The organism is Actinosynnema sp. NPDC020468, from assembly GCF_040642015.1.
Lineage (GTDB): Bacteria > Actinomycetota > Actinomycetes > Mycobacteriales > Pseudonocardiaceae > Actinosynnema.
The window spans coordinates 75,858-82,612 of the sequence record NZ_JBFAEO010000038.1; the positions used below are offsets into that span (position 1 = coordinate 75,858).

Genomic DNA, 6,755 nt, shown 5'->3' on the forward strand with positions numbered 1-6,755 from the left:
GGCCCGGAGGTCCCGCGTGAAGCGGCTCGGGACGCCGTTCGGCGCGGCGCTGCTCGCCCTGCTCGTGCTCGCGGGATGGGCGCTGTGGTCCGGCGGCGTCCTGGACGGTGAGGTCGCCCGCCAGGTCCGCGTGTCCTCGGTCTACGCCGCGCCCGGCTACGAGCTGGACCAGGCCGCCGCCGAGCGGATCGTGGGCAACCGGCGGCTGGTGGTCGCGTTCCTCGAACCCGACGCCGACCTGCGCGAGGCGTGCCACGGGGTGCGCGGCGCGGCGGACGGGACGCTCGCGCTCATGCTCAAACCCGGCGAGGACGAGTTCGACCGGTACTCCTGCGCACTCCTGCCGGGCGTGGACGACGAGAACTTCGGCAAGGCCGTCGTCGCCGAAACCACTCTCGGCGCGGGCGTCGACCAGTTCGTCGACCAGCCGCTGGAGGCCCTGAAGGTCGTCGCGGTCAACTACGACCAGCTGGTGAAGGCCGGGATCGTCCCGGACGGCGCGCGGGTGATCAGCCCGTCGCTACCCCGGTTCCTGGTGGCCGCGGCGGCGGTCGGCGCGGTGGTGGCGGGCGCCGTGCTGCTCTACGCGGGCGCCAGGAGAGCGGGCCGGCTGGCCTCGGTGCGCCGGCGGCGGCGCACCGAGGTGGCCGACGACCGCGCCGTGCTCACCGCCGCCGCGACCGCCCTCGCGCAGCGGATCATCGACCTCGACGCCGCGTACGCCCGCACTTCCGCGGACACGCACACCGCGCGGGAGCGGGCGGAGTTCGGCGAGGCCTACCGCGCGCTGGTCGCCGACTACGTCGCGCTGCTCCCGGCGATCACCGAGGGTGAGCCGGACGTGCTGCGCCGAGTGGAGGACCTGGTGGCGCGGACCCACCGTCTGTCTGCCCATCCGGCCGGGTAACCCCTCGATCGGGTTACCTGTCGAACGCGGTGAGCCAGCCCCCTTGGTAGATCCGTAGTGACCCGGTGCGCCGTGCGGGTGCACGTGCAGACGCACGTGAGCACCCGGTGATCGCGGGTCCTAGACTCACGTTCCGTGAGCCCCGAGCAACCGGTGATGGTCCCGAGTCAGACCTGCGGCGGGTCGGCCACGGCCGGCTCCGGGCGGCCCTCGCGCGAGGTGACCCGCGTGCTGGTGTCCGCCGTGGACGCGGCGATCGCCGTGCTGGACCCGTCCGCGCCCGCGGGCCCCGTGCTGGAGTCGATGCTGACCTCGTTCACCGAGACGGTGTCGCCGGTGCAGGGTCGGATCGCCGACCTGGCCGCCCGCGAACCCAACGGCCCGCTGCGCATCGTCCAGGGCTACCTCGGCAACGCCTTCTCGCACGCGATCGCGGGCGACGTGCACGCCACCCGCTCCGCCCTGATCACCGCGCGCGCCGCGCTGGCCTGCTTCGCCGAGGACGACGGACCCGACCACACCCTCTGGTTGCCCTAGCCCGGCGGTTGCACCCGAGTTGCACCCGAAGCCGACCCGGACCACGACCCGACGGCCTCGAACCTTGTTCTCACCAGCGAAGAACAAGGGAGAGTCCGATGAACACCACCCGAATCGCCACCGCCGTCCTCGCCACCGGGCTCGCCACCGCCGCGTTCCTCGGCACCTCGGCCGCCGCGAACGCCGCGACCACCCCCGCGACCGCCGCCTCCTACGAGGCCCAGGTGCTGACGCTGACCAACCAGGAGCGTGCCAAGGTCGGCTGCGCGGCGCTCACCGCCAACACCCAGCTCGCCACCGCCGCCAAGGCGCACAACGACGAGATGGCCAAGACCGGCACCATGACCCACGCCGGTGTCAACGGCAGCACCCCGGCGACCCGCATCGAGGCGGCGGGCTACGTGTGGAAGATGGCGGGCGAGAACGTCGCGTACGGCCAGAAGACGCCCACCCAGGTCATGACGGACTGGATGAACAGCCCGGCGCACAAGGCCAACCTGCTCAACTGCGGCTACAAGGACCTCGGTGTCGCGTACACGACCGACGCCAAGGGCCGCGCGTACTGGACCCAGAACTTCGGCTCCCGCTAGGCCTTCGGCGGGTCGTAGCGGTAGCCCATGCCGCGCGCGGCCCGGATCGGCGAGTCGTCCGCGGACCAGCCCAGCTTGCGCCGCAACCGCATCACCGCGAACTTCACCTTCTCGGCGCCGATGCCGGTCGGGTCGTTCCACACCTTGTCCATCAGCTGCACCGGTGAGAGGACGGCACCCCGATGCTGGACGAACACCGCGAGCAGCTTGTACTCGGTGGCGTTGACCTCGACCTCGACCCCGTCCACGAAGACCCGGCGCGCCCGGTTGTCCAACCGGACCAGCCCGTCGTCGTACACCTCGGCCTTCGCGCCCCCCGAGTCCGAACGCCGCAGGATCGCGTCGATCCTGGCGAGCAGTTCCTTGGCGGAGAACGGTTTGGTCAGGTAGTCGTCCGCGCCGCCGCGCAACCCCCGCACCTTGTCGGCCTCCATGCCGTGCGCGGTCAGCAGCAGCACCGGCACGTCGCTCACGTCCCGGATGCGCTCCAGCACCATCCAGCCGTCCATCACCGGCAGCCCGATGTCCAGCAGCACGAGCGCGGGTTTGGACTGGTGCAGCTCCCGCAGCCCCTGCTTGCCGTCGGCGGCCACCAGCACCTCGTGCCCCTCGGCCTCCAGGTTGAGCCGCAGCGCCAACGCGATGTCCGGCTCGTCCTCCACCACCAGCACGGTGCTCATGCCTCACCCCTCCCCGCGCGCGAGCGGCAGGCGCACGTGGACGGTCGTGCCGACCCCCACCGTGCTCTCGACCGCGATGGAACCGTGGTGCAGCGCCACGATCTGCCGGCAGATGGACAACCCGAGCCCGCTGCCGGGCACTCCCGCGACCCCCGCGTTCGAGGCGCGGGTGAACGTGTCGAACAGCGTCGGCAGGTCCTCCTCCGGGATGCCGATGCCGGTGTCCGTCACCGAGACCGTCCAGCGCGCGCCGTCCTCCCGCGCGTCCACCCGGACCTCGCCACCCGACGGGGTGAACTTCAGCGCGTTCGACAGCAGGTTGTCGAGCACCTGGGTCAACCGCGCCGGGTCGCCGCGCACCGCGCCGCCGGGCGTGACGGCCAGCTCGACCCGCACGTCCTCGCGGCCGGCCATCGCGACGTGGTCCGCCACCACCTGGCCGACCAGCCCGGCCACGTCGACCAGGTCCCACTCCACGGTGAGCTGGTGGGTTTCCAGCCGGGACAGCAGGAGCAGGTCGTCCACCAGGCGCAGCAGCCGGCGCGCGTTGCGGTTGACCACCGCGAGCTGCGCGGCCTGGCCGTCGCTCAGCGGGTCCGCGGTGGACGAGCCGAGCAGCTCGCCGAACGCCAGCACGGCCGTCAGCGGCGTGCGCAGCTCGTGCGACACGGTGGCCACGAAGCGGCTCTTGGACTCGGCGGCGCGGGCGAGCGCGCGGTTGGACTCCTCCAGCTCCTCGTCGCTGGTGATGTCCCGGAAGTGCCAGAACGTGCCCGCCGCGCGCCTCGCCCGCAACGGGACCACGTCGCACGCCAGGACCCGGCCGTCGGCCAGCACCAGCCGCAGCCCGTGGTGCGGGCGGCCGGACGCGACCACCGCGAGCAGGTGCGCCCGGGTTTCGGCGGGGTCCGCGCACTGGCCCGCGAGCTGCTCCACCAGGTCGGCCACCGGGCCGCCGGGCAGCCTCGGCGCCCGGAACAGCCGGGTGAAGGCGGCGTTGTCCAGCAGCACCCGCTCGCCGTCGTCCACCACGACGCCGCTCTCCAGGTGCTCGACCAGCTCGCGCAGCCGGGCCCGCTCGATGGCCAGCTGCTCGTCGGCGCGGCGCTCCTCGGTGACGTCCTGACCGTGCGCGACCACCGCCCGGATGCCGGGTCGGTCGAGCAGGTTCACCATCGCCACGTGCAGCACGACCCACCGGGCGTCCGCGTGCCGGACCCGCACGTCGACCTCGACCTGGCTCTCCGGGTGGCGCACGGTCGACTCGAACGCGCCGCGCACCACCGCCAGGTCCTCGGGGTGCACGATGGTGGACAGACCGCCGACGGTGCCGAGCGGGTGCCCGAGCACGTCCCGCATGGCCTCGGGGGACGCCGACACGTCGCCGTCCGCGTCGATCAGCACCACCAGCGCGCGGCCGGCCACCGGTGCGCTCGCGCCGGAGCGCGGCTCCGGGACGGCCGGTGCGCTGCGGTCGCACACCGCGTCGATCAGCGCGACCAGCGACCGCACCAGGGCCGCGTCACCCGGCGTGGCGGCGTCGTCCAGCTGCACCACCACCGAGTGACGGGGGGACGCGCTTCCGGGTGGCAGCCAGTGCGCGGCGCGCACGGAGGGCACTCGGCGCAACAGGGCGAGCAGCCGTGGCACCGCCTCCTCCGTCCCGGTTTCGCCCGACACCAGCCCGGTCGCCTCGGTCAGCAGGCCGGCGAGCACGGGCGACTGGTGCGCCCCGAGCGGGCCGCGGTCGGCCATGGGTGTGCTCCAGGTGGGTGTGCGGGTCCACGGTGGAAGCGGACGCGTTCGGCGGGCTTGCCACGATACGAGCGCTGCCGCCGGGTCCACCGGGAATCGGTGGCGCGGTGCGGTTTTTCACCGTTTCGAGTGGACCCCCGGCGTGTGGTCGGTGCGCCACGCCGCAGTTCGCGGATTTCACGGTGTGGTGGTGCACCACAGCGGACCGCGGCAGGGGGACCAGATGCCTGAGAACGACCCGTGGGACGTGGCGGGCGCGGTGCGCGCGGTCACCCGGGCCGGGAGGGTCGGGCACGGTGCCTCGGCGGCGGTCGGGGTGTTGCGCGCGTTGCCCGTGGTGCGCACGGCGGAGGTGGTGACCCACGCGCCGCCGTGGACCGGTGACGTGGTCGTGCCGTTGGAGGCCGGGGGAGCGGTGGTGGTGACCGCGGCGCCCGATCCCCGGCTGACGGCGTTCGTGGAGGCGGTCGCGGCGGCGGTGGACGCGGCGGCGTTCCCGATTTCGGGTATCGCGCTGCGCGACGCGATCATCGCGGAAATGCCCACCATCGTGTGCTTGTTCGGTCCGGACGGGTTATTGCGCTGGAGCAACCTGACCCGGTGGCCCGACGGAACACCGCTGCGCTACGGCGAGTCCCGCATGGACGCCGTCGCCGCGCTGGTGCACCCCGAGGACCAGACCGAGTTGGCCGCCCTGATGGCGGACCTGCACACCGACGACCCGGGCGGCGCCGTCCGCTACACCGCCCGGGTGCGCAACGAGAGCGGCGGATGGGCGGTGATGGACGTGATCTTCCTCGACCGGGTGGACGACCCGGTGATCAACGGGTTGGTGGCGTTCGCCAGGGACGTGACCGACCTGCACGACGCCGAGTACCACCTGCGTGCCACCGCGACCAGGTTGAAGACGCTGGTGAACGCGCTGGAGGTGGGTGTCGTGCTCCAGGACGCCGACCGCCGGCTGCTGCTGGTGAACCAGGCGGCGGTCGGGCTGCTCGGGTTGGCGGGCGAGCCGGGCGAGCTGACCGGGTTGACCTCGCCGGAGTTGATCGCGCGGCGGGTCAGGCCGGCGGAGGACTACGTCGAGCTCGACGCGCTGGCGGCGCGGTGCCTGGCCGACGGCGTGCCGGTGCACGGCGCGGAGGTGCAGTTCGGGGACCTGGTGGTGGAGGTCGACTTCGTGCCGATGCGGTTGGAGGAGTTGCGGCTCGGGCAGATGTGGGTGCTGCGCGACGTCACCGACCAGGTCGAGCTGGAGAAGGCGTTGTTGCGGCGCAACGAGGAGCTGTCCCGGCTGTCGGCGCTCAAGACCGAGTTCGTGGCGACGGTGTCGCACGAGTTGCGGACGCCGTTGACGGCGTTGACCTCGCTGACGCCGATGCTGGTGTCGGGGCGGGACGGTGACGGGCGGCTGGTCGCGGAGGCGGTCGAGCGGAACGTGCTGCGGATGGCGACGTTGGTGGAGACGCTGCTGTTCCTGGCCGGCGTCGAGTCGCACAGCCTGGAACTGGCGGTGGCGGACGCGGACGTGGACGGGTTGGTGCGGTCGCAGGTCGGCCGGCTGGACGAGCACGCGTCGGCGCTGTCGGTGGGGTTGACGGTGGACGCGCCGACGCCGGGAACGGTCCTGCGCGGCGACCCGTCCCTGCTGACCCGCATGGTGCACCACGTGGTGTCGGCGGCGATCGGCACGTCACCCCCGTCGGGCCGGGTGTCGGTGCGCTCGTGCGCGACGAGGACGTCGTGGACCGTGGAGGTGACCGACGACGTGCCGCTGACGGTCGAGGCGGGCCGCCTGTTCACGACGGTCCCCCGAGGCCACCGCAGCCCGGACCCCTTGGTGGGCTCAGGCCTGGGCCTGGCGCTGGCGAGGGCGATCGCGGAACGCCACGGCGGAGCGGTCTACCTGAACCCGTCCCCCCACGGCGGCACCACGGTCCGAGTCGAACTCCCCCTCCCCGGCCTCCCCTGACCACTGCCCGGTCCCCACCCCCACCCAAGCGCCGCTCGCGCAGCCGACGGCTCCCGAATGCCGTCACTTGGTCGCCACCATCCCGCACCACGCTGCCCGCCCCGCCCCCGCATCGCACCGCCCCGATCTCGCCGCCCCGATCTCGCCGCCCCGATCTCGCCGCCCCGATCCCGCGGGGCCGATCCCACCGCCCCCGATCCTGCTTGCTGCCCGGAACCCGCTGCCCGGAACCCGCTGCCCGGAACCCGCTGCCCGGAACCCGCTGCCCGGAACCCGCTGCCCGGAACCCGCTGCCCGGAACCCGCTGCCCGGAA

General features: G+C 73.4%; 6 protein-coding genes. 4 read left to right on the plus strand and 2 right to left on the minus strand.

Annotated features, from left to right (window positions below; all coding sequences use genetic code 11):
- Positions 1 to 16: 16 nt before the first annotated feature.
- The 3 genes from AB0G50_RS25310 to AB0G50_RS25320 all read left to right on the plus strand — a co-directional run bounded on the left by AB0G50_RS25310 (position 17) and on the right by AB0G50_RS25320 (position 2,034).
- On the plus strand, positions 17 to 907 hold the full coding sequence (locus AB0G50_RS25310) for a hypothetical protein (protein ID WP_360112871.1): 891 nt from the start codon (positions 17 to 19) through the stop codon (positions 905 to 907).
- Between the two features lie 135 nt (positions 908 to 1,042).
- Entirely contained in the window at positions 1,043 to 1,444 is a 402-nt protein-coding gene (locus AB0G50_RS25315) for a hypothetical protein (protein WP_360112873.1), read from the plus strand.
- Between the two features lie 98 nt (positions 1,445 to 1,542).
- A complete protein-coding gene (locus AB0G50_RS25320; RefSeq protein WP_360112875.1) occupies positions 1,543 to 2,034 on the plus strand; it encodes a CAP domain-containing protein in 492 nt (163 codons plus the stop codon).
- On the opposite strand, the gene AB0G50_RS25325 is transcribed toward AB0G50_RS25320, so the two are convergent.
- Positions 2,031 to 2,714, minus strand: coding sequence for a response regulator transcription factor (locus AB0G50_RS25325; RefSeq protein WP_360112877.1), 684 nt, complete (start codon positions 2,712 to 2,714; stop codon positions 2,031 to 2,033). The genes AB0G50_RS25320 and AB0G50_RS25325 overlap by 4 nt on opposite strands.
- Before the next feature lie 3 nt (positions 2,715 to 2,717).
- A complete protein-coding gene (locus tag AB0G50_RS25330) occupies positions 2,718 to 4,469 on the minus strand; it encodes a PAS domain-containing sensor histidine kinase (protein ID WP_360112879.1) in 1,752 nt (583 codons plus the stop codon).
- Between the two features lie 223 nt (positions 4,470 to 4,692).
- Between AB0G50_RS25330 and AB0G50_RS25335 the strand changes: the two genes are divergently transcribed.
- Entirely contained in the window at positions 4,693 to 6,441 is a 1,749-nt protein-coding gene (locus AB0G50_RS25335; RefSeq protein ID WP_360112881.1) for a PAS domain-containing sensor histidine kinase, read from the plus strand.
- The last annotated feature ends 314 nt before the right edge of the window (positions 6,442 to 6,755 follow it).